Source organism: Pseudomonas sp. Irchel 3F3 (genome assembly GCF_900187545.1).
In the GTDB taxonomy this organism is placed as follows: Bacteria; Pseudomonadota; Gammaproteobacteria; order Pseudomonadales; family Pseudomonadaceae; genus Aquipseudomonas; species Aquipseudomonas fortuita.
Genome location: NZ_FYDS01000002.1, coordinates 87,483 through 109,730, shown reverse-complemented (window position 1 = coordinate 109,730; position 22,248 = coordinate 87,483). Strand labels below are relative to the sequence as shown.

At 63.6% G+C, this 22,248-nt stretch carries 14 protein-coding genes; 2 read left to right on the top strand and 12 right to left on the bottom strand.

Annotated features, from left to right (window positions below; all coding sequences use genetic code 11):
• Positions 1–40: 40 nt before the first annotated feature.
• From CKW35_RS03960 to pgm, 4 genes are all read right to left on the bottom strand, one after another.
• The gene (locus tag CKW35_RS03960; RefSeq protein ID WP_095115153.1) at positions 41–2,446 is read right to left on the bottom strand and encodes a TonB-dependent receptor; all 2,406 of its coding nucleotides are present in this window, start codon (positions 2,444–2,446) and stop codon (positions 41–43) included.
• 65 nt (positions 2,447–2,511) lie between these two features.
• A complete protein-coding gene (locus CKW35_RS03955) occupies positions 2,512–3,456 on the bottom strand; it encodes a FecR domain-containing protein (RefSeq protein WP_060518266.1) in 945 nt (314 codons plus the stop codon).
• Positions 3,453–3,965 (bottom strand): sigma-70 family RNA polymerase sigma factor, encoded by a 513-nt coding sequence (locus tag CKW35_RS03950; protein WP_016487445.1) that lies wholly within the window; start codon positions 3,963–3,965, stop codon positions 3,453–3,455. The genes CKW35_RS03955 and CKW35_RS03950 overlap by 4 nt, the downstream gene beginning before the upstream one ends.
• Before the next feature lie 78 nt (positions 3,966–4,043).
• Positions 4,044–5,681 carry a phosphoglucomutase (alpha-D-glucose-1,6-bisphosphate-dependent) gene (gene pgm, locus CKW35_RS03945; RefSeq protein ID WP_060518268.1) on the bottom strand — a complete coding sequence of 546 codons (1,638 nt, stop codon included), beginning with the start codon at positions 5,679–5,681 and terminating at the stop codon, positions 4,044–4,046.
• A gap of 182 nt (positions 5,682–5,863) precedes the next feature.
• Here pgm and CKW35_RS03940 point away from each other — a divergent pair, with 182 nt between their 5' ends.
• Complete coding sequence (locus tag CKW35_RS03940; protein WP_016487447.1) at positions 5,864–6,511, top strand: DUF1345 domain-containing protein; 648 nt, start codon at positions 5,864–5,866, stop codon at positions 6,509–6,511.
• A 273-nt stretch (positions 6,512–6,784) separates the two neighbouring features.
• Positions 6,785–7,045 (top strand): DUF1652 domain-containing protein, encoded by a 261-nt coding sequence (locus CKW35_RS03935; protein WP_016487448.1) that lies wholly within the window; start codon positions 6,785–6,787, stop codon positions 7,043–7,045.
• Here CKW35_RS03935 and CKW35_RS03930 read toward each other — a convergent pair.
• The 8 genes from CKW35_RS03930 to CKW35_RS03895 all read right to left on the bottom strand — a co-directional run bounded on the left by CKW35_RS03930 (position 7,042) and on the right by CKW35_RS03895 (position 22,157).
• Complete coding sequence (locus CKW35_RS03930) at positions 7,042–9,129, bottom strand: bifunctional diguanylate cyclase/phosphodiesterase (protein ID WP_016487449.1); 2,088 nt, start codon at positions 9,127–9,129, stop codon at positions 7,042–7,044. The genes CKW35_RS03935 and CKW35_RS03930 overlap by 4 nt on opposite strands.
• Before the next feature lie 302 nt (positions 9,130–9,431).
• Complete coding sequence (locus CKW35_RS03925) at positions 9,432–10,922, bottom strand: efflux transporter outer membrane subunit (protein ID WP_016487450.1); 1,491 nt, start codon at positions 10,920–10,922, stop codon at positions 9,432–9,434.
• Positions 10,919–14,026, bottom strand: coding sequence for an efflux RND transporter permease subunit (locus CKW35_RS03920; protein ID WP_095115151.1), 3,108 nt, complete (start codon positions 14,024–14,026; stop codon positions 10,919–10,921). The genes CKW35_RS03925 and CKW35_RS03920 overlap by 4 nt, the downstream gene beginning before the upstream one ends.
• Positions 14,023–17,121 carry an MdtB/MuxB family multidrug efflux RND transporter permease subunit gene (locus CKW35_RS03915; RefSeq protein WP_095115149.1) on the bottom strand — a complete coding sequence of 1,033 codons (3,099 nt, stop codon included), beginning with the start codon at positions 17,119–17,121 and terminating at the stop codon, positions 14,023–14,025. The genes CKW35_RS03920 and CKW35_RS03915 overlap by 4 nt, the downstream gene beginning before the upstream one ends.
• A complete protein-coding gene (locus tag CKW35_RS03910) occupies positions 17,118–18,428 on the bottom strand; it encodes an MdtA/MuxA family multidrug efflux RND transporter periplasmic adaptor subunit (RefSeq protein ID WP_095115147.1) in 1,311 nt (436 codons plus the stop codon). Before CKW35_RS03910 ends, CKW35_RS03915 begins: the two co-directional genes overlap by 4 nt.
• A gap of 341 nt (positions 18,429–18,769) precedes the next feature.
• Positions 18,770–19,270 (bottom strand): thiol peroxidase, encoded by a 501-nt coding sequence (gene tpx / locus CKW35_RS03905; RefSeq protein WP_016487454.1) that lies wholly within the window; start codon positions 19,268–19,270, stop codon positions 18,770–18,772.
• 167 nt (positions 19,271–19,437) lie between these two features.
• Positions 19,438–20,718 carry a serine/threonine transporter gene (locus CKW35_RS03900; RefSeq protein WP_016487456.1) on the bottom strand — a complete coding sequence of 427 codons (1,281 nt, stop codon included), beginning with the start codon at positions 20,716–20,718 and terminating at the stop codon, positions 19,438–19,440.
• A 242-nt stretch (positions 20,719–20,960) separates the two neighbouring features.
• Positions 20,961–22,157 (bottom strand): amino acid aminotransferase, encoded by a 1,197-nt coding sequence (locus CKW35_RS03895; RefSeq protein WP_016487457.1) that lies wholly within the window; start codon positions 22,155–22,157, stop codon positions 20,961–20,963.
• Positions 22,158–22,248: the final 91 nt, after the last annotated feature.

Sequence of the window (22,248 nt, the reverse complement as noted above, 5' to 3'; positions counted from 1 at the left end):
TCAGTCCATTGGGGCTGCTGTGCAGCCCCGGCTGTTTGAGCTAGAAACCTACGGTTGCCGATAGCAGGTAGGTCCGCGGCGTGGAAAGGGTCAGCCCCGGTTCACTGTCATCCGAGGCCCCGGCCGAGCTCCAGTAGCGATCATCCAGCACGTTCTCGACACTGGCCCGCAAGGTAACCTCGGTAGCGTCCACGTTGAAGGCATAACGCGCCCCCAGGTCGTAACGCTCCCAGCCATCGATCTGCTTGCTGTTGTTCTGGTCCAGGTATTGCGAGCTGGAGTGAATGCCCCGCGCCGTCAGGGTCAGGCCGTGCACCCCCGGCACATCCCATTCGGCGCCGAGGTTGACGTTGTACTCGGGGGTGGCCGGCGCGCGGTTGCCATCAACGGCGCCACCCACGGTATCGGTCAGCTCGCTGTCGATGTACATCACCCCGCCCAGCACCCGCACCCCTTGCATGGGTTCACCGAACACGCTCAACTCGATACCGCGGTTGTCACGCTTGCCATTGGGGCCGAACACCCGCGAAGTGGCGTTGGTTTCGTACGCCGGCTGGCGGATGCGGAAGGCACTGGCGGTAAAGGCGACCTGGCCCAGGTCGTACTTGGCCCCTACCTCGACCTGGCGGCTGGTGAAAGGCGGGAAGATCTGGTCTTCGTTGATCGAGGTCGACGGTGCGATCTTGCCTTGGCTCAGGCCTTCCATGTAGTTGGCGTACAGCGACAGCTGATCGGTGACTTTGAGCAACACGCCCCCAGAAGGCGAGACCTTTTCTTCATCGTAGGCGGTGTCGCCTTTGACGCCGTCGCTCCAGTCATCCACTTGCACCCGCTGCCAGCGCGCCCCCAGGGTCAGCAGCAGGCGGTCATCGAAAAACCCGAGGGTGTCGGCCAGCGCCACGCCGGAGAAGCGGTTCTCGGTGTAGACCTCTGGATCGATGCGCGTCGGCGTACCCGGTGTCGGCGTCGCTATCGGGTTGTAGAGGTTACTGGGCGCCGAAGCATAGCGGGCGCCGCCGTTGGTGAAGTCCATGTAGAAGTAGGTGGCGGCCAGGTTCAGCTCGTGGCTGACAGGCCCGGTGTGGAACCAGTTGCGCACACCCGCCATGGCGGTGCGCACCGTTTCATCGCGGGTAAAATCCCGAGGCTGCACGCTGAAGTCGCCGGCATCGTTGGTGATGGACACGTTGTGCCGCAGGAAGTCATGGTTGCTTTTGCGCGCGCCGACTGCACCATACGCCAGCAGCGACTCGCTGACGTCGTACTCGGCATGCAGTGCGCCAAAGGCGTCGTTGGTGCGCGCCTTGCTCCAGGCCTGGGCATAGTTGCGCCGTACATCGTTGGCATCCGGCACTCTGGCGTTGGCACCGACCAGCACACGCTCTTGCGGCGCATCGGTGTCACGCTGGGTGTGGCCGAGGTCTGCCGACAACCGCAGGCGCTCGCCACGAAAATCCAGGCCCAGCACCGCCATCTCGCGCTCGACGCGCTGGTGGTCCCATTCGGTATCACCCGACTGCTTCACACCGTTGAAGCGCACGCCAAACTGCTGGCCTTCGCCAAAGCGCCGACCAACGTCCACCGCGCCGCCTGCCTGACCAGCCGACGCGTAGCTGCCGGTGAACTCGGTGATCGGCTTGTCGCCGGCCCGCTTGGGCTGCACGTTGATACCGCCGCCCACGCTGCCACGCGGCGAAATGCCGTTGATCAACTGGCTGGGGCCTTTGATGATATCGACCCGGTCGGCCATTTCCATGTCGATCGAGTAGGTCGGCAAGATGCCGTACAGGCCGTTGTACGCCACGTCACTGTTGAACAGGCTGAAGCCGCGAATGGTGAACTGCTCGAAACGCCCACCCGCCGGGTTGGTGGCCCGCACCGAGGGGTCGCTGGCGATGAGCTCGCCCAAGGTGCGCGCTTGCTGGTTCTTCACCAGCTCGTGGGTGTAACTGGTGATGCTGAACGGGGTTTCCATGAAGTCGCGCGCGCCAAGCAGCCCCTGGGCGCCCTGGCGTGCCACCTGGCCACCGGCATAAGGCTGAACATCGCCACCCGCCGCCAGGCCGCCAACAATGCTGGTTGGGGCAATTTCCAGCGCCCCACCCGCCTGAGGCGCCGGCGCCAGCGTGAATGCGCCCTCACCCACTGGCAGCAACTGCAGGCCGCTGCCACGCAGCAGCTGCAGGAAGCCTTCTTCAACACTGTAGCTACCAGACAGGCCGTTACTCTGCCGGCCCTGGACCAGTGCCGGGTCCAGCGATAGGCTGACGCCGGCCTGGTCGGCAAACCGGGTAAGCGCGGCGCCCAGACTGGCGGCCGGTACCTGATAGGCACGTCGCTCCGCCTGATCAGCCCAGGTGGGTGCAGACAACAACAGGCTCATGGCAAACAACGGACGCACTGCGCGCACCAGTGGGCGCAAGCGGCAAGACATTACTGCAGGCATTGACAAGGCTCCCCTTTAGTTTCTCCTACCGGTAATGACCGGCAAGTGAAAAAAAGGGGACAGCCTCAAGCACGATGCTCTCGCGCAGCCAGGGTCACCCAGTAGCGCGTGCGTGCCTGCACTTGCAACGCAAGGCTGGCGGCAAGCAAGTCCAGCACCCGATCGGTATCGTTGAGACGGAAAGTACCGGTCACCCGGAGCTGTTCCAGTTCTGGCGCCCAGCGCAGCACACCAGGCCGGTACCGTCGCAGTTCATGCAACAGCTCGCCCAAGGGTCGGTCATCCAGGCGCAGCACGCCTTCGCGCCAGCCCAGCGGCCAGTCGTTCAGGGCTGTAACGGGGCCGATGCCAGCCTTCTGCAAGCTGGCCTGTTGCCCGGCGTGCAGCACCCCGGCCGCGCCACGCAGTGGCTGCAGGCTGGCCAGCCCGTTGACGACTGAAACCCGGCAGCCTTCATCGACCAGGCGCAAACACACTTCACCTGCATTGAGGGCAATCTGACCGTAGGGCACCTGCACGGCCAGGCTCGCGCTGTCGGGTACCCTGAGTGCCATTTCGCCGCGCAACAGCGTCAGCCGGCGCGCGCCCAGGTCGATATCCACCGCACTGTCAGTGTTCAACTGTAAAAAAGTGCCATCGCTCAGCAGCACCTGCCGGCGCTCACCTACCCCTGTGCGCATGTCCGCCGTCCAGGCCTCGAGCGGCAGCTCCCGGCTTGCCAGCCAGGCGGCCGGTAGCAGCGCCGCGACACCCAAGGCTTGCTTGAGCAGCGCGCGGCGGCCGGCGTCCGGGCGGTCAAGGGTGGCCATGGCCAACGCCCCGGGCAACCCGGAAAAACGCTCGCGCAGCAGTGATGCCTTTTGCCAGGCGTGTTCGTGCAGGCTGTTGCTGGCCCGCCACTGTGCCAGGCGCAGCAAATCAGTCTCGCTGGCGTCGCCAGAATCCAGCAACGCCAGCCAGCGGGCGGCAGCACGCACCGCTTCACGGGTTTCGGGGGAGTGGGTGGTCATTGCAACTCGGCCAGCAGGCAATGTTCGTAAGCCTGCGCCATGTAGCGTTTGACGGAGCGCTCGCACACGCCCAGGCGCGTGCCGATCTCGGCATAGCCCAGGCCTTCGAGCTGGCTCCAGAGAAAAGCCTTGCGGACCGGCGCCTTCAGGCCATCAAGCAGCTCATCCAGGGCTTGCAGGGTTTCCAGTAACAGCCAGCGCTGCTCGGGCGAGGGCACGTGCTGCTCGGGCAGATGCGCCAAGGCATCAAGGTAGGCCCGCTCCAGGCTGCGCCGCTGGTGGAAGTTGCTCAGCAGCCGCTTGCCCACCGTGAGCAGGTAGGCGCGTGGCTCACGAATGTCTGCCAGTGGCTGTGCACTGGCCAGCACCCGCAGGAAGGTATCCTGGCTGAGGTCGGCGGCATCCCAGGCATTGCCCAGGCGCCGGCGTAGCCAGGTTTCAAGCCAGCTGCGGTGCTCCCGGTACAGGGCAGGCAGGCTAGGCTCCGGTGGCGGCGCGACGTCGATCATGGGGATGGCCCTGCGGCGGCGTAAATAGTATTAATTCTAATTTACGTTACGCCGCAGCACCAAGCGGTTTGTTACCTGTCAGGCAATCGCCGCATCCACCAGCACCTGCGCTTCCTGCACCAGGCGCTGCAGGTGCGCCTCGTCGATGAAGCTTTCGGCGTAGATCTTGTAGATATCCTCGGTGCCCGACGGCCGCGCGGCGAACCAGCCATTGGCGGTCATCACCTTCAGGCCGCCAATCGCCTGGCCATTGCCCGGTGCGTGGCTGAGGATCTGCACGATCGGCTCACCGGCCAGTTCGGTCGATTTGACCTGCTCCGGCGCCAGCTTGCTCAGCAACGCCTTCTGCCGCGCATCGGCCTTGGCCTCAACGCGGGTGGCGAACGGCTTGCCCAGCGCCTCGGTCAGGTCGGCGTAGGCCTGGCTCGGGTTGCGCCCGGTGCGGGCGGTCATCTCGGCGGCCAGCAAGGCCGGGATCAGCCCGTCCTTGTCGGTCGCCCAGACCGAACCATCACGGCGCAGGAACGACGCACCGGCACTCTCTTCGCCGCCAAAGCCCAGCGAGCCGTCGAACAACCCTTGGGCAAAGTACTTGAAGCCCACCGGCACTTCGTACAGCTCACGGCCCAGGCGCTGGGTAACGCGGTCGATCAGGCCGCTCGATACCACGGTCTTGCCCACGGCAGCGTCGGTGCGCCATTGCGGGCGGTGGCGGAACAGGTAGTCGATGGCCACGGCCAGGTAGTTGTTGGGCTGCAGCAGGCCGTCCGAGGTGACAATGCCGTGGCGGTCGTGGTCCGGATCGCAGGCAAACGCCACGTCGAAGCGCTCGCGCAGGCCGATCAGGCCCTGCATGGCGTACGGCGAGGAAGGGTCCATGCGGATCTGGCCGTCCCAGTCCACGGTCATGAAGCGGAAGGTGGGGTCCACTTCGGTGTTCACCACTTCCAGGTCCAGCTTGTAATGCTCGGCAATGGCCGACCAGTAGCGCACCCCTGCCCCGCCCAACGGGTCGACGCCCAGGCGCAGCTTGGCGCTGCGGATGACGTCGAAGTCGATGACGTTTTCCAGGTCCGCCACATAGCTGCTCACGTAGTCGTGGCGCTGGGTAGTCGGCGCCTTCAGCGCCTGGGCATGGTCCATACGCTTGACGCCGGCCAGGTTCGCTGCCAGCAACTCGTTGGCCTTGGCCTCGACCCATTTGGTCACGTCGCTGTCGGCAGGGCCACCATTGGGCGGGTTGTACTTGAAGCCACCGCTTTGCGGCGGGTTGTGCGACGGGGTGATGACGATGCCGTCGGCCAGGCCCTGCTGGCGGCCACGGTTGTAGCAAAGAATGGCGTGGGATACGGCCGGGGTGGGCGTGTATTCGTCGTCCTTGGACAGCATCACCTGCACACCATTGGCTGCCAGCACTTCCAGCGCACTGGCAGTGGCCGGCGCCGACAGTGCGTGGGTGTCGGCGCCGATGAACAGCGGCCCATCGATGCCCTTTTCCTGGCGGTACAGGCAGATGGCCTGGGTGATGGCCAGCACGTGGTATTCGTTGAAACTCAATTCAAGCGAAGTGCCCCGGTGCCCTGAGGTGCCGAAGGCCACTCGCTGGGCCGCCACGGCAGCGTCGGGGCGGCCGGTATAGTAGGCGGTGAGCAGTCGGGGAATATCGACCAGCACACTTGCCGGAGCCGGCTTGCCTGCCAAAGGACTGAGCGTCATGCAAAAACCTCGAGTTCAACGGATGTTGGTGTTGGAGCATGCAGTGTACTGAGAGTTGCAATGCCGCGCGACGGGCGACATCAAAGAATCAGCATGTGCACCGTGCCCTTGTAGGCGCGTGAAGCAGAGACAGCGCGTAAACGGTCTAGAGTAGTAGCCACCCCCCCAGTAAATGAGGCCCCATGGCTTTTCACCGCCTGACCCGAACCCACCCCCGCCTGAGCATCGCCGCCGCAGTCGGCCTTGTCGGCGCCTGGCTGATCCCCGCCGGTGACACCGTCCAGCACATCCTCGCCGGCTGGAACCTCGGCGTATGGCTGTACCTGCTGCTGGTGCTGTACCTCACCTGGGGCGCCAGCCCGGAAAAAGTCCGCAGGGTGGCCCGTGTCGAAGACGAAAACGCTGGCATGGTGCTGCTCACGGTGTGCATCGCTGCCATCGCCAGCCTCGCCGCGGTCACCCTGCAACTGGTGTCCAGCAAAGGCTTGCAGGGCACGGCACTGGCCCTGCACTACCTCTACACCGGCCTGACCGTGGCCGGCTCCTGGCTGCTGATCGGCTGTATTTTCAGCCTGCATTACGCCCGCCTGTTCTATACCGGACGCAACCATGAACCACCGTTACGTTTCGCCGACGGCGAGCGCAACCCGGATTATTGGGACTTTCACTACTTCTCCTTCACCATCAGCGTGGCCGTGCAAACCTCCGACGTAGGCGTTGCCGGCAGGCAACTGCGGAGGGTGGTGCTGGCACATTCGCTGGTGGGTTTCGTGTTCAATACGGCGATCCTAGGGTTCACCATCAACATCGCGGCCGGGCTGCTGGGGTGAGCCTGCCGCTCGTCCGAAAAGTGTTTCGCCGATACCCCGTGAAAACGTACGGCTTGACGCGGATAACCGCTGCTATCGCGCGATGTAAACGTTTGCCTGAACGCAGCTGGCTTATGGGCATGCTCCCACGGATGTGAGCCAAGTCATGGATTGCTACATTTGTCATGTTTGCAGCCGAGAATCACCCGTAGCAACTGCTATGTTTACATTCCCGGCAGCCACATGGGTGTGGCTGGCTGCTCACCACGTCCAGGCACGGACAAGGAGGCTGGCATGAACAAGATGACGTTCCCCAACGCCTGCCAGGTGATGCGCTGGCACTTTCATCCATTGGGCTTCGAAGCCAACATGGATGCGCCCCGCAGCATGGTCGCGCGGCTGTTCGACCGCACCACCGGCGAAACCCTGATGGCCATCGCCGGCATCCCGTGTGCCGCAATCATGGCCGCAGCCGATGTGGAGCGCATCATCGAAGCCGTCGAAGCGGAAATGGACGCGTTCATACCCGCCCTCTCCTTGCGCAGCGCTGGCTAACCTGCGGCGCTCTTGTCCTGGTGCAACGCCTGCAACTTGGCCATGAACTGCTCGGCCGGTACCGGCTGCCCTAGCAGATAACCTTGCAGCGAATCACAACCCAGACGGGTCAGGAAGTCCTGCTGCCTGTCGGTTTCCACCCCTTCGGCAACGATGCGCAGGCCCAGCGCCTGGCCCAACGCGACGATTGCCGAGACAATCGCTGCATCGTCACTGTCCTGCTCCAGGTCTCGCACAAAGCCACGGTCGATCTTCAACTCGTTGGCCGGCAGGCGCTTGAGGTACATCAGGCTGGAGTAGCCGGTGCCAAAATCATCGATGGACAGGTCCACGCCCATGTCAGACAGGCGTTGCAGCACGGTCAGGCTGGCATCGGCATCGTGCATGGCGGTGGTCTCGGTAATTTCCAGGGTCAGGCAATTGGCCGGCAGGCCGTTTTCCCGCAGGGCCCGGGCCACACTCTCGACCAACCCTGCATGGCAGAACTGGATGGCCGACAGGTTCACCGCCATGCGCCAGCCCGCGTGCCCCTGGTCCAGCCAATGGCGCATCTGCCGGCAGGCTTCGTCAAGCACCCATTCACCGATCGGGATGATCAGGCCGGTCTTTTCTGCCAAGCCGATGAAGCGGTCGGGCAGCAACAGACCGTGCTGCGGGTGTTCCCAGCGCAACAAAGCCTCGGCACCAATCGGCAGGCAGGCCTGGGCGTCGAACTTGGGCTGGTAATGCAACCGGAACTGGCGTTGTTCAAGCGCCTGACGCAGGTCCTGCAGCAGTTGAAGTTGCTGACGTGCATTGCTGTTCATCGACGCGTCAAAGAAGCTGTAGCCGTTCTTGCCGGCGCTTTTGGCGTGGTACATGGCGGCATCGGCATTGCGCAACAGTTCGTGTTGGTCCTGGCCATTACCGGGGTACAGGACGATGCCCAGGCTCGCCGACAGTTGCAGGTCGTGCTCGGCCACGCGAAATGGCCGCGACACCAGATTCACCTGCTTGACCGCCACGTCCATGGCATCGTCAGGCTCGTGCAGCTCTACCAGCAGCACGAATTCGTCCCCGCCGATGCGCGCCAGGGTGTCCTGGCTGTGCAGGTGGCCGCGCAGGCGTGCCGCTACGGCCTTGAGCAGCAGGTCACCTATATGGTGGCCAAAGGCATCGTTGACCGGCTTGAAGCCGTCCAGGTCGATGAACATCAGGGCAAAACAGCCGCCCTGCTCCGCCACCTTGGCGATGGCTTGCTCGATGCGGTCGGCCAGCAGGGTACGGTTGGGCAGATCTGTAAGGGTGTCGTGCAGGGCCAGCTGGGTCAGTTCCTGGTTGGCCAGTGTCAGCGAACGGGCCAACTCGGCTGTGCGCGCCTCCAGGCGGGCATCCAGCACCGAGGTCAGCAAGGCCACCGCCAGCACCGCCAGGGTAGTGATCAGCACCAGATAGACGAGGCCGTCGCCCTGCAGCCCGCCGCCCAGCGCACCACAGAAGCTGCCTACGGGGAAATTCGCCGCCGCCATGCCGGTGTAATGCATGCCCACGATCGCAATGCCCATCACCACCGCCGCCAGGCCACGGATCTGCCGCACATAAGGGGTGTGCCTGCGCAGACGGAAGGCGATCCACAACGCCGCCGCCGAGGCCCCCACGGCAATCAGCAGCGAGGCGCCGAACAATGTGGGGTCGTAATCGATGCCCGGTAGCATGCGCATCGCCGCCATGCCGGTGTAGTGCATGCAAGCGATACCGGCCCCCATGATCAGTGCGCCGAACCCCAGTTGCAGCCCCGGCAGGCTCGGTTGGCTCACCAGCCACAAGGCAAACCCCGAGGACAGCACGGCGATCAACAGCGAGAACGCGGTCAAGGCAAGGTCGTAACCCAGATCGATGGGCAGGCTGAACGCAAGCATGCCAATGAAGTGCATCGACCACACGCCGATGCCCATGGCCAGCCCGCCGCCGCCCATCCAAAGGTAGGCAGCCCGGCCCTTGGCGGTGGCGATGCGGCCAGTCAGGTCAAGGGCGGTATAGGACGCCAGAATCGCCACGCACAGCGAAATCAACACCAGTGAAGAGGAGTAGCTACCGGTCAGCATTGGGAATTCCAGCGACGGGACAGGGGGCCCGGCAAAAGCTGACGATTGTACTCAAGCTTAAGCGAAACGCACGGGGTTTTTGCGAATGGGAATGGATCCAATAAGGCCCATGGCCATTGTGGGAGCGGGCTTGTCCCGCGAAGGGGTTTACGCGGTGCATGGCACCGGCTGTGCCGGTGTTCGCGGGGCAAGCCCGCTACCACAGAGGTTGCAAAACCAGGTGCGCACACAGAGATCGCCGGGGCCGCCTTGCGGCCCGATCCCGACACAAGGCCGCTCCTCCAAGGGCCTGTACGTGCCGGTCAGTCCTGCTCGGCGAACGCCTGCTCGGCATCCCAGCCGCCACCCAATGCGGCCACTAATTGCACACTGGCCACCAGGCGCCCTTGCAGCAGGTTCAACACGCTGCGCTCGTTGCTCAGTGCCGTGGTCTGCACGTTGACTACGTCCAGGTAGCCGATCAACCCGGCGCGGTACTGGTTCTCGGTCAGGCGCAGCGACTCGCGTGCGGCATCCAGCGCCTCTTGACGCACCCCCGCTTCATCGCCGTACACCTTCAACTGCACCAGCAGGTTTTCCACTTCCTTGAAGCCGTCCAGCACCGTCTGACGATACTGGGCCACGGTCTGGTCATACACCGCCACCGTGCGGTCCACCTCGGCGCTGCGCTTGCCGGCGTCGAACAGGGTCAGCGCCAGCTGCGGGCCTACCGACCAGTACCGGTTGGGCAACTCGATCCAGTTGCTGAAACTGCTGCTGGAATAGCCACCACTCATGCTCAGGCTGAGGTCCGGGAAGTACGCCGCCCGCGACACCCCGATATTGGCGTTGGCCGCCATTACGTTGCGTTCGGCAGCAGCGATGTCCGGGCGACGCTCCAGCAGTTGCGACGGCAGCGAAACCGGAATTTGCGGCAATGCCGGAATGGCCTTGCTGTCGGCCAGAGCGAAGTCGGCCGGGGTCTTGCCCAGCAGCACAGCGATGGCGTTCTCGAACTGCGCACGCTGCCAGATCAGGTCGATCAGGTCAGCCTGGGTGCTTTTGAGCTGGGTGCGGGCCTGGGCCACGGCATCCGGCCCGGAGACACCAGCCCGGTACTGGTTTTCGGTCATTCGAAGCGAGCGCTCATAGGCTGCCACGGTGGCTTCCAGCAAGCGTTTCTGCTCATCGATAACCCGCAATTGCAGGTAGTTCTGCACCAGCTCTGATTGCTGGCTCAAGCGGATCGAGGCGAGGTCGGCAAAGCTGGCTTCGGCACTGGCCTCGTTGGCATTCATGGTTTCGCGCAGCTTGCCCCACAGGTCGATTTCCCAGCTGACACCGAGCTGGGCGTTGTAGGTATTGCGAATACCACTGCTGTTGTTGGAAAGGCTGGAACTGGAGCTGCCGGTACCTTGGGCGGAGCGGTTTTTGCTTGCGCTCAGGTCCAGGCTTGGGAACAACGCTGCACGGCTGCTGCGCACCAGCGCCTGGGCCTGGCGGTATTGCGCTTCCGATTGCGCCACGGTCTGGTTGCTGCGGTTAAGCTCTTCAACCAGCGCATTGAGCCCTGCATCGCCGTAGATTTCCCACCAGGCGCCGCGGGCGATGGCATCGGACGGCGTGGCCTGGGTCCAGCCTTCGGCGTGTTTGAACTGCGCCGCCGTGCTGTTCAGCTCGGGGCGGTGATAGTCCGGGCTCAAGGTACAGGCACTGAGCAAGGCCACGCACAGCCCGGCGCCTAGCAGGCGCGAGCCTCGCCCTTTGGTCAACGCTTGCAGCGCACGGTGAAGTGGGGTCTGGGCGAAAGTCATAGCGGGGTTTCCAGGGCGACGTCGGTGCGCACGCCGCGCCAACGGTTCAAACGGTGGCGCAGGCGGTCCAGGTACAAGTAGACCACCGGCGTCGTATAAAGGGTGAGGACCTGGCTGAAGACCAGGCCACCGATAATGGTCAGGCCCAGCGGCTGGCGCATTTCCGCGCCTTCCGCGTGGCTCAGCAGCAGCGGCAAGGCGCCAAGGATGGCTGCAAGGGTGGTCATCAGAATCGGTCGAAGGCGCAGCAGGCAGGCCCGACGGATCGACTCTTCCGGCGACAGACCTTGGTGACGCTCCAGCTGCAAGGCCAGGTCGATCATCAAGATGGCGTTCTTCTTCACCACACCGATCAGCAGGAACAGCCCCAGCAGCGAGATCAGGCTGAATTCGCCACCGGTGACATACAGCGTCAGCAAGGCACCGACGCCTGCCGAAGGCAGTGTCGACAGAATGGTCAGCGGGTGGATGTAGCTTTCATAAAGAATGCCCAGCACCAGGTACACCAGCAGCAGTGCGCCAAGGATCATGAAGGGCTGGCCCTGCTGGGTCTTGGCAAAGGCATCGGCCGTACCACCAAGCTTGGCGATCACCTCTTCGGGCAGGCCGAGCTTGGCCACTGCACGCTCCACCGCCGCCATGGCCTGGTCGGGGCTGTAGCCCTCGGCGACGTCGAAGGCGATGTCTTCCGAGGCGAACTGGCCTTCGTGGCTGACCCGGTCATTGGCCAGGCTGTTCTCGTAACGGGCGATGGTCGACAACGGCACGCGGGCCCCGTCCGCGGTAATCACCTGCACTTGCTCGAGGGTGCTCGGGTCCCAGGCGTATTTCGGGTTGATTTCCAGCACCACCTGGTACTGGTTGAGGCTGTCGTAGATGGTGGAAATCTGCCGCTGGCTGTAGGCGTTGTTCAGTACCGTGGTCACCATGTCCATGTCGATGCCCAAGCGCTTGGCCTGGTCACGGTCGACCACCAGCGTCACCTGCTGGGTACCGGAGCCGTCACGCGCGTCGATGGCGGTCAGCTCCGGCAGTGCACGCAGCGCCGCAACCACCTTGGGGAACCACTGGCGCAAAGCCGCCAGGTCGCCGCTTTGCAGGGTATACAGGTACTGTGACGAGGTCTGGTCACGCCCGCCGCCACCCAGCTGCAGGTCCTGGTCGGCCATCAGGAACAGCCGACCACCGGGCACTTTGGGCATTTCCTTGCGCAGCCGCTCGATCACCTTCTGCGCATCGATCTTGCGCTCGCTGATCGGCTTGAGGCGCACCAACACCATGGCATTGTTGGTACCGCTGTTGCCACCGATGAAACCGGCCACACTCTGTACTGCCGGGTCAGCCAGCAAGGCGCGGCGGTAGATTTCCATCTTCGGCTGCATCACGGTGAACGACAGGCCGTCGTCACCGCGGATAAAGCCCATCAGCTGGCCGGTGTCCTGCTGTGGCATCAGGGTCTTGGGTATTACCACGTACAGGGCGATGTTGATACCAATGGTCGCCAGCAGGCTGAGCAGGGTCAGGCGCTTGTGGCGCAAGACCCAACCCAGGCTCCGGTCGTAGGCGTTGACCATGCGCTGGTGGACGTTGTCGCTCCAGCGCTGCAGGCGGGTCTGCGCGGCCTGGTGTGGTTTGAGCCAGCGGGCGCACAGCATTGGCGTGAGGGTCAGCGATACCACCAGCGACACGATGATCGCCGCCGCCAGTGTGATCGAGAACTCCTGGAACAGGTTGCGCACGATGCCGCCCATGAACAGGATGGAGACGAACACCGCCACCAGCGACACGTTCATCGACAGCAAGGTGAAGCCCACTTCCTTGGCCCCCAGGAAGGCCGCCTTCATCGGCGGCTGGCCGTCCTCGATGTGCCGCGAGATGTTCTCCAGCACCACGATGGCGTCGTCCACCACCAGGCCAGTGGCGAGGATCAACGCCATCAGCGACAGGTTGTTGAGCGAGAACCCGCACAGGTACATGACCGCGAAAGTGCCCACCAGCGATACGGGCACTGCCAGGCTGGGTATCAGTGAGGCGCGCAAGCTGCCGAGGAACAGGTACACCACCAGGATCACCAGCACCACAGCGATCAGCAGGGTGTGTTCGGCTTCCTTCAGGGTGGCCTTGATCACCGGCGAGCGGTCCATCGCCACGTTCAGTTGCACACTGGCCGGCAGCAACGACTGCAGGGCGGGCAACTGCGCCTTGATCTGGTCGACCGTCTCGATGATGTTGGCACCGCTCTGGCGGTTGACCACCAGCAACACCGCACTCTGGTCATTGAAGAAACCGCTGTTGTAGCGGTTCTCCACGCCATCGGTAATGCTCGCCACGTCGGACAGGCGCAGGATGGTGCCGTTCTGCTGGCGGATCACCACCGGCTCGTAATCCTTGGCGCTTTCCAGCTGGTCGTTGGCCCTTACCTGCCAGTTGCGCTCGGCATCCTCGACAAAGCCCATGGGCCGACGCTGGTTGGCGTTGGCCACGGCCGTGCGCACATCGTCCAGTGACACACCGTACTGGTTGAGCAATTGCGGCTCGACGGCAATGCGCACCGCCGGCAGCGAACTGCCGCCGATCTGCACTTCCCCTACCCCCGATACCTGGGCCAGGCTCTGCGACAGGATGGTGTCGGCCAGGTCGTACAGCTGGCCTTTCTGCAGCACGTCCGACGTCAGCGACAGCACCATGATCGGTGCTTGCGACGGGTTGATCTTCTTGTAGGTGGGCATGCTGCGCATGCCGCTGGGCAACAGGTTGCGGGTGGCGTTGATCGCTGCCTGCACCTCGCGCGCCGCGCCGTCGATGTCGCGGCCCATCTCGAAACCGATGATGACCCGCGTGGAGCCCTGGTTGGAGCTGCTGGTCAAGGTGGTCACGCCGGCGATGCTGCCCAGCTTGCGCTCCAGTGGCGTGGCCACGGTGGAGGCCATGACCTCCGGGCTGGCGCCGGACAAATTGGCCGACACCACGATTACCGGGAAGTCCATCTGCGGCAGCGGTGACACAGGCAACAGGCCGAAGCTGACCCCGCCCAGCAGCATGATCGCCAGGCTCAGCAGCATGGTCGCTACCGGGCGACGGATGAAAGGACCGGACAGGTTCATGCCTCGGCCTGCTTCACGTCTGTGCCCGGGCGCCAGCGGCGGGCCAGGCGGTCGAAATACAGGTAGATGACCGGGGTGGTGAACAGCGTCAGCACCTGGCTGACCAGCAACCCGCCGACCATGACCAGGCCCAGCGGCTGGCGCAGCTCGGCGCCGGAACCAGTGGCGAGCATCAGCGGCACCGCACCGAACAGCGCGGCCAGGGTGGTCATCAGGATCGGCCGGAAGCGCAGCAGCGCCGCCTGGTAAATCGCATCGCGCGGGCTCATGCCCTGGTGGCGCTCGGCCTCAAGGGCAAAGTCGATCATCATGATCGCGTTCTTCTTGACGATGCCGATGAGCAGAATGATGCCGATGATGGCGATCATGCCCAGGTCGTTGCCGCTGATGAGCAAGGCCAGCAAGGCCCCCACCGCCGCCGACGGCAGGGTCGAGAGGATGGTCACCGGGTGGATGTAGCTTTCGTACAGCACGCCCAGCACGATGTACATGGTCACCACCGCCGCCAGAATCAGCAGCAAGGTGCTCGACAGCGACGCCTGGAAGGCCTCCGCAGCCCCCTGGAAGCGGGTTTGCACCCCCAGCGGCATGCCGATGTCCTTCTGCACCTGCTCGATCACCTGCACGGCTTCACCTAGCGAGGCGCCATGGGCCAGGTTGAACGACAGGGTCACTGCAGGGAACTGGCCAATGTGGGAAATGGCCAGCTGGGCCTGACGCTGCTCGATGCGCGCCAGCGCCGACAGCCGCACCTGGCCGCCATCGGTGGCCTTGACGTGGATCGACTCCAGCGCCTGCGGGCCGATCACTGAAGCGTCCTTCGACTGCAGCACCACGCGGTACTGGCTGGCTTGGGTGTAGATGGTAGAAATCTGCCGCTGGCCGAAGGCGTCGTACAGGGCATTGGTGATCTGCGACACGCTGATGCCCAAGCGGCTGGCCATATCGCGGTCAATCACCAGGTACACCTGCAGGCCCTTGTCCTGGAGGTCACTGGCGACGTCGGCCAGCTCCGCGCGTTGCTGCAGCGCCTGCACCAGCTTGCCGCTCCATTGCGCCAGCAGGTCGGCGTCCGGCGATGACAGGCTGAACTGGTACTGGGTTCGGCTGACCCGGTCCTCGATGCTCAGGTCCTGCACCGGCTGCATGAACAGGCGGATGCCCACCAGCCGGTCAAGTTGCGGCTGCAGGCGGCTGATCACTTCGCTGGCGGTGGCGTCGCGCTCGCCGTGAGGCTTGAGGTTGATCAGCAGGCGGCCGCTGTTGAGGGTGGCGTTGTCGCCATCGACGCCGATGTAGGACGACAGGCTTTGCACGGCAGGGTCCTGCAGGATCACCTTGCTCAGGGCCTGCTGACGCTCGCTCATGGCGGCGAACGAGGTAGACTGCGGTGCTTCGGAGATACCCTGGATCACGCCGGTGTCCTGCACCGGGAAGAAGCCCTTCGGCACTACCATGTACAGGAACACGGTCAGCACCAGGCTGGCCACCGCCACCAACAAGGTCAGCGGCTGGTGCTTGAGTACCCACTGCAGGGCGTTGCCGTAGTGTTTGATCAGCCAGTCGATCCAGGCGCCGCTGGCGCGGTAGAAGCGGCCTTGTTCCTCTTCCTTGGGCTCACGCTTGAGCAGGCGCGCGCACATCATGGGCGTCAGGGTCAGCGACACCACCAGGGAAATCAGGATGGCCACTGCCAGGGTGATGGCGAACTCGCGGAACAGGCGGCCGACCACGTCAGCCATGAACAGCAGCGGGATCAGTACCGCAATCAGTGAGAAGGTGAGCGAGATCAGGGTAAAGCCGATCTGCCGGGCGCCCTTGAGCGCCGCCTGCATGGGCATCTCGCCCTCCTCGATGTGCCGGGAGATGTTCTCCAGCATGACAATGGCATCGTCGACCACAAAGCCGGTGGCAATGGTCAGGGCCATCAGCGTCAGGTTGTTCACCGAGAAACCGGCCAGGTACATCACGCCGAAGGTGCCGATCAGTGACAGTGGCACGGCAATCGACGGAATAAGGGTAGCGCTGAAACGGCGCAGGAAGACGAAGGTAACCATCACCACCAGGACAATGGCAATCAGCAGTTCATGCTGTACGTCCTTGACCGCGGCGCGGATGGTCTGGGTGCGGTCAGTCAGCACCGACACATCGAGGCCGGCCGGCAGGTTGTCGGTGATCGACGGCAACAGTTCCTTGATACGGTCGACCACTTCAATGACGTTGGCGCCAGGCTGGCGCTGGATGTTCAGCAGCACCGCATGGTTTTCGTTGGCCCAGGCGGCCAGCCGCTCGTTTTCGGCGCCATCGACAATTTCCGCCACATCCTTCAGACGCAGTGGGGCACCGTTGTTGTAGGCCAGGATCAGGTTGGCGTATTCCTCGGGGGAGCGCAGCTGGTCATTGGCATCGAGCATCGACACCCGGGTGGGGCCATCGAAATTGCCCTTGGGCTGGTTCACGTTCGAGGCGCCGATCAGCGTGCGCACGTCATCCAGGTTCAGGCCGTTGGCCGCCAGGGCGTCCACGTTGACCTTGATGCGTACCGCCTGACGCTGGCCGCCGGCAATGCTGACCATGCCTACGCCGCTGATCTGTGCAAGCTTTTGTGCCACGCGCGTATCGACCAGGTCATTGAGCTTGGGCAGCGGCATGGTCTTGGACGAAATGGCCAAGGTCAGCACCGGGGTGTCAGCCGGGTTGACCTTGTTGTACACCGGCGGCGCAGGCAGGTCGCTGGGCAGCAGATTGCTGGCAGCGTTGATCGCAGCCTGCACCTGCTGCTCGGCAACGTCCATGTTCATGTCGAGGTTGAAGCGCAGGGTAAGCACCGATGCACCACCGGAACTGGTCGAAGCCATTTGCTCCAGGCCAGGCATCTGGCCGAACTGGCGCTCCAGGGGTGCGGTGACGGCGCTGGTCATGACCTGCGGACTGGCGCCGGGGTACAGGGTCATGACGCGGATGGTCGGGTAATCCACCTGCGGCAAAGCGGAGACCGGCAGCAGCTTGTAGGCGATCAGGCCGGCCAGGACAATGGCCAGCATGCTCAGCGTGGTGGCGACCGGCCGCAGGATGAACAGACGCGAGAGGTTCATGCGCCCGCCTTGCCTGCTGCTTTGCCTGGCTGAGCTTCACCGGTGTGCGCCGCGCCCTTGGTGTCCTGCCCTTGGAGATGCTGGCCCGGGGTGGTCGGCACTTGCGAGCTGTCTTCGACCACTTCCACTTTGGTGCCTTCACGCAGGCGGTCGGTGCCTTCCAGCACCAGACGGTCGCCGGCCTTCAGGCCTTCGAGGATGACGCTGTTCTCGCCATCGCTGGCGCCGACCTTGAGCTTGCGAACATTCACAGTGTTTTCGGCGTTGACCACATAGGCAAACGTGCCGTCATTGCCAAACTGGATGGCCGCTGCCGGGGCCAACACCACCTGCTTGAGGGTATCGGCCAGCAGGCGCACGTTGACGAACTGATTGGGGAACAGGGCCAGGTCCTTGTTCTCGTAGCGCCCCTTGAACTTGAGGGTACCGGTGGTGGTGTCGATCTGGTTGTCGATACTGCCCAGCACGCCGGTGGACTGCAACTTGCTGTCACTGCGGTCCCAGGCCTCGACCGGCAGGCTGGCGCCGCTGCGGTAGCGTTCCAGCACGGTGCTCAGCTCGGTCTCCGGCAGGGTGAAGGCGACATTGATCGGCTCGGTCTGGGTAATCACCACCAATGCAGTGGTGTCGTTGGCCGCAACGAGGTTGCCCAGGTCGAGCTGGCGCAGGCCCACGCGGCCGTTGATCGGGGCACGGATCTGGGTGAAGTCGAGGTTCAGGCGAGCGTCGTTGACCTGTGCCTGGTTGGTCTTGACCAGCCCCTGGAACTGCGCCACCTGCGCTTCGGCGGTGTCGAGGGTTTGCTTGGCAATACTGTCTTCGGCGTACAGGCCTTTGTAGCGGGCTACATCCACCTGGGCGTTTTTCAGCTGCGCCTGGTTTTGCGCCAGCGTACCTTCGGCCTGCTGCAGGGCGATGCGGTACGAGCGCGGGTCGATTTCGGCGAGCAGGTCGCCGGCCTTGACCTGCTGGCCTTCCTTGAAGTGGATCTTCACCAGTTCGCCAGCCACGCGGCTGCGCACATTCACCGTATTGGTGGCGGTGACGGTGCCCAGGGCTTTGTAATACAGGGGGAAGTCGCCTACGCGTACCGGTTCGACGCGTACCGGCACCGCTTCGCTGGAGCCGCCGAACCCTGGGCGGCCACCCATCATGCCCATGCCCTTGCCACCGCGCCCGCCGCCGCCGGCTTCTTTATGCGCAGGCGTTGCTGCAGGCCACAGCCACCAGGCCAGTGCAGCCACCAGCAGCAGGATCAGCAGGCCGACGAGCCAGCGACGGGGGGAACGGGAATTGGACACTTGCATGGGTTGAACGAACCTTGTTCGGAATGGCGGCTTGGGGAGGATGAACGATAAGCAATGGTATCGTTTTAGCAAAGGGCCTTTACCAGAGGTTTACCTTTGGCTGACGTTGCCAAGACGCTGAACTTTAAATGAAAACGGCCCGGAAAGCGTTCCGGGCCGTTACAGGGTGTTGCTTGGAGGAGTGGCGGGCTGAAAGGTTTCGGTTGCCTGGGCTGGCCCTTTCGCGGGTGAACCCGCTCCCACAGGTACCGCACAGATTTCAAAAGCTGTGCTTTACCTGTGGGAGCGGGTTCACCCGCGAAGAGGCCACCACAGGACTCAGCCGCCCTGCCCCGCAACCCTTACTTCAGTACTGCCAGCGCTGCATCGTAGTTCGGCTCGTCAGCAATTTCGCCAACCAGTTCGCTGTGCAGCACGTTGTCGTTTTCATCCAGCACCACCACGGCGCGGGCAGCCAGGCCGGCCAGCGGGCCGTCGGCAATGGCGACGCCGTAGTTCTCGAGGAACTCGCGGCCACGCAGGGTCGACAGGTTCTTAACATTTTCCAGGCCTTCGGCACCGCAGAAACGCGCCTGGGCGAACGGCAGGTCGGCGGAGATGCACAGCACCACAGTGTTGGCTACATCATTGGCCTGAGCGTTGAACTTGCGCACGGAGGTGGCGCAGGTTGGGGTGTCGACGCTCGGGAAGATGTTCAGCACTTTGCGCTTGCCGGCGTAGTCCTTCAGCGACTTGTCAGCCAGGCCTTCACCGACCAGGGAGAATGCCGGAGCCTGGGCGCCGATTTTCGGCAGTTCGCCGTTGACTTGAACCGGGCCGCCTTTGAGAGTCACTTGAGCCATGACGAAATCCTTATGCTGGGTTTGAAAAGGACAGTGAGTTAAGCATGAAGGCGGCCGGGTGCCTATGGGGGCAGGTGAAATTGTTCTATTGCCGGACAATTTTTGTGGACAAAAAAATGCCCAGGTTACGACAAGCGACCTGGGCATTCTTCATCTAAAGCAGCGAATCAGCCCAGCAGGCCGTATACCACCGAGGTCAGCGCAACCAGGCCGACCACTACAACGAACACGTTGGAGGCTGCACCGCTGTATTTGCGCATCGACGGTACACGGCGGATGGCGTACATCGGCATCAGGAACAGCAGCACCGCGAGGATCGGGCCGCCGAGCGATTCGATCATGCCGAGGATGCTCGGGTTGAGGGTGGCAACGATCCAGCACACCACCAGCATCAACGCGGCCACTACGCGGTCCAGTGCCTTGGCGCCCGGCCGCGCGCCGGTCTTGGTGATAATGCCCTTCAGGCCCTCGCTGGCACCGATGTAATGGCCCAGGAACGACTTGGCGATGGCCACGAAGGCGATCAGCGGCGCAGCGAACGCGATGGTCGGGTTGCTGAAGTGGTTGGCCAGGTACGACAGAATCGACAGGTTCTGTGCCTTGGCTTCGGCCAGCTGGGCGCTGCTCAGGGTGAGCACGCAACTGAACACGAAGAACAGCACCATCACCACCATCAGCAGGTGGGCACGGCGCAGGATCTGGCCGCTACGCTCGTCGGCATGCTCGCCGTAGCGGCGCTTCTGGTCGACCGCGAAGGCCGAAATGATCGGCGAGTGGTTGAACGAGAACACCATTACCGGAATGGCCAGCCACAGGGTGTGCAGGAAGGCCGAGGCCGGCGGCACCTGGGTGGCGCTGTCGAGGATGCCACCGGTCCAGTGCGGTACCAGGTACAGGCCCAGCAGCGCCAGGGCGACGATGAACGGGTACACCAGCAGGCTCATGACCTTGACCGTGGCCTGCTCGCCACAGCGCACGATGGCCAACAGGCCGAGGATCAGCACAAACGACAGGATGGCCCGCGGTGGCGGCGCCATGTGCAGCTGGTGCTCCATGAAGCTGGACACGGTGTTGGTCAGCGCCACGCTGTAGATAAGCAGGATGGGGAAGATCGCGAAGAAGTACAGCACGGTGATCGCGGCACCGGCGTTGCTGCCGAAGTGCTCTTTGACCACTTCGGTGATGTCGCCACCATTGCGCCCGGAGAGCACGAAGCGGGTCAACCCGCGGTGGGCGAAGTAGGTCATTGGGAAGGCCAGTACAGCCAGGATCAGCAGCGGCCAGAAACCGCCAAGCCCGGCGTTGATCGGCAGGAACAGGGTTCCGGCGCCAATGGCTGTGCCGAACAGGCCCAGCATCCAGGTGGTGTCGTGACGCGCCCAGCTGCCGAGGGTGGCGGGGGTCGATTCTACAAAGCGTTGTTCAACGCTTGGGGCCTGCTCATTCATTCCGGGTGAAGCTCCACTCGCAAGACTGTAACAGGCTGAGAATGGCGAAACAGTGCCTTCGCCCAACTCAACCGGAAAAGAGGGGCGCGATTGTGCACCGAAAGGTTGCACTTGCGAAGCCCTTTTCCGAGGGGCGGTTGCACTTGTCTTTACAAGCAGGCTACACCGGTGGGTAAAGAAGATAATTGTGGGAGCGGCAAGGCCGCTCCCACAGGCAGGGCCGCGCAGGGCCCCTTGAGCGATTACTTCTGAACAGCAGCGAACGCTTCGGCAACCCGTTGCAGGTTGGCCGGGCGCAAGCCGGACATGCACACACGGCCGCTGTCGATCAGGTACACGCCGAACTCGTCACGCAGGCGCCGCACTTGCTCGACGCTGAAGCCGGTGTAGCTGAACATGCCACGCTGGCGCAGGAAGAACTGGAAGTCCTGGCCTGGCAGCAACACGGCCAGGGCATCGACCAGCGCCTGACGCATGTCGAGGATACGCTTGCGCATCACTTCGACTTCATCGGCCCACTGGGCATTGAGCGCTGCATCGCTCAATACGCCTGCCACCAGCTGGGCGCCAAAATTGGGCGGGCTGGAGTAGTTGCGGCGCACGGTTGCCTTGAGCTGCCCAAGCACGCTTTGGGCCGTGGCGTCGTCGTCGCAGACCACCGACAGGCCACCTACCCGCTCGCCGTACAGCGAGAAGATTTTCGAGAACGAGTTGCTGACCAGGCACGGCACGCCGGCGCGGGCCATTTCACGGATGGCGTAGGCGTCTTCCACCAGGCCTTCGGCAAAGCCCTGGTAGGCAATGTCGAGGAACGGGATCAGCTGGCGTGCCTTGACCACTTCGACCACGTGTTGCCACTGGTTTTGCGTAAGGTCGGCACCGGTGGGGTTGTGGCAGCAAGGGTGCAGCAATACCACGCTGTTGGCCGGCAGGGTCTGCAGGGTGGCCAGCATGCCGTCGAAGTCCACGCCACGGGAGGCCTGGTCGAAGTACGGGTAGGTGTGCACCTTGAAGCCGGCGCCTTCGAAGATGGCGCGGTGGTTGTCCCAGGTCGGGTTGCTGACCCAGACTTCGGACTGCGGGAAGTAGCGCTTGAGGAAGTCGGCACCGACTTTCAGGGCGCCGGAGCCACCCACAGTCTGTACGGTGGCCACGCGACCGCCGGTCACGGCCGGGTGATCGGCACCGAACAACAACGCCTGAATAGCCTGGCGGTAGCTGGCCAGGCCTTCCATTGGCAAGTAAAGGGACGCTTCATGGTCCTGGCCAGCAATGCGTTTTTCCACCGCATCCACAGCCGCCAGTTGCGGCACCACGCCGGCCTCATCGTAGTACAGGCCGATACTCAGGTTGACCTTGTCGGCGCGCGGGTCGGCCTTGAAGGTTTCCATCAGCGAGAGGATCGGGTCGCCGGCATAGGCATCGACATGTTTGAACACAGCGTGCAGCTCCTTGAATCAGGACAGTTCGAAAAGGCAGACCTGAGCATACCCGGAGTGTGTGCTCAGGAACATCCACTATTGTGCAAGG

Bases quoted from the DNA above. Each gene is read 5' to 3' on its own strand.
- CKW35_RS03915 (WP_095115149.1), bottom strand. From the start codon at position 17,121: ATGAACCTCTCGCGTCTGTTCATCCTGCGGCCGGTCGCCACCACGCTG.
- CKW35_RS03940 (WP_016487447.1), top strand. From the start codon at position 5,864: ATGGCTTTTCACCGCCTGACCCGAACCCACCCCCGCCTGAGCATCGCC.
- CKW35_RS03910 (WP_095115147.1), bottom strand. From the start codon at position 18,428: ATGCAAGTGTCCAATTCCCGTTCCCCCCGTCGCTGGCTCGTCGGCCTG.
- tpx (WP_016487454.1), bottom strand. From the start codon at position 19,270: ATGGCTCAAGTGACTCTCAAAGGCGGCCCGGTTCAAGTCAACGGCGAA.
- CKW35_RS03955 (WP_060518266.1), bottom strand. From the start codon at position 3,456: ATGACCACCCACTCCCCCGAAACCCGTGAAGCGGTGCGTGCTGCCGCC.
- CKW35_RS03925 (WP_016487450.1), bottom strand. From the start codon at position 10,922: ATGACTTTCGCCCAGACCCCACTTCACCGTGCGCTGCAAGCGTTGACC.
- CKW35_RS03920 (WP_095115151.1), bottom strand. From the start codon at position 14,026: ATGAACCTGTCCGGTCCTTTCATCCGTCGCCCGGTAGCGACCATGCTG.
- CKW35_RS03900 (WP_016487456.1), bottom strand. From the start codon at position 20,718: ATGAATGAGCAGGCCCCAAGCGTTGAACAACGCTTTGTAGAATCGACC.
- CKW35_RS03930 (WP_016487449.1), bottom strand. From the start codon at position 9,129: ATGCTGACCGGTAGCTACTCCTCTTCACTGGTGTTGATTTCGCTGTGC.
- CKW35_RS03950 (WP_016487445.1), bottom strand. From the start codon at position 3,965: ATGATCGACGTCGCGCCGCCACCGGAGCCTAGCCTGCCTGCCCTGTAC.
- CKW35_RS03960 (WP_095115153.1), bottom strand. From the start codon at position 2,446: ATGCCTGCAGTAATGTCTTGCCGCTTGCGCCCACTGGTGCGCGCAGTG.
- pgm (WP_060518268.1), bottom strand. From the start codon at position 5,681: ATGACGCTCAGTCCTTTGGCAGGCAAGCCGGCTCCGGCAAGTGTGCTG.
- CKW35_RS03935 (WP_016487448.1), top strand. From the start codon at position 6,785: ATGAACAAGATGACGTTCCCCAACGCCTGCCAGGTGATGCGCTGGCAC.